Origin of the sequence: Salinivibrio sp. ML198 (assembly GCF_001996015.1) — a bacterium.
In the GTDB taxonomy this organism is placed as follows: domain Bacteria; phylum Pseudomonadota; class Gammaproteobacteria; order Enterobacterales; family Vibrionaceae; genus Salinivibrio; species Salinivibrio siamensis.
Window position 1 is genome coordinate 1 of sequence record NZ_MUEZ01000055.1, and the last position, 511, is coordinate 511.

1 protein-coding gene is annotated in these 511 nt (G+C 51.3%); it reads right to left on the reverse strand.

The features are described 5' to 3' along the window. Positions 1 to 511, reverse strand: a 511-nt coding sequence (locus BZG25_RS15675) for an EF-Tu/IF-2/RF-3 family GTPase (RefSeq protein ID WP_241828736.1), incomplete at both ends; no start/stop codon positions are given.

Here is a 511-nt window from a genome sequence, read left to right on the forward strand (position 1 = left end):
CAGTACTTGACCACGCTCTACTTCGTCACGCTTAGTACCACGCAGAAGAACACCAACGTTCTCACCCGCACGGCCTTCGTCTAGAAGCTTACGGAACATCTCAACACCAGTACACGTGGTCTTCGCGGTGTCTTTCATGCCCACGATTTCAACGTCGTCACCTACAGTGATGATGCCTTGCTCAACACGACCAGTGACTACAGTACCACGGCCTTGGATTGAGAATACGTCTTCGATTGGCAGGATGAACGGCTTGTCGATCGCACGCTCTGGCTCTGGGATGTAAGAATCCAGCGCTTCAGATAGCTCAACGATCTTCTGCTCCCACTGCTCTTCACCGTTCAGGGCACCTAGCGCTGAACCTTGGATTACTGGGCAGTCGTCACCTGGGAAGTCGTACTCTGAAAGTAGCTCACGTACTTCCATTTCAACCAGCTCAAGCAGCTCTTCGTCATCAACCATGTCACATTTGTTCATGAACACGATGATGTTTGGAATACCAACCTGACGG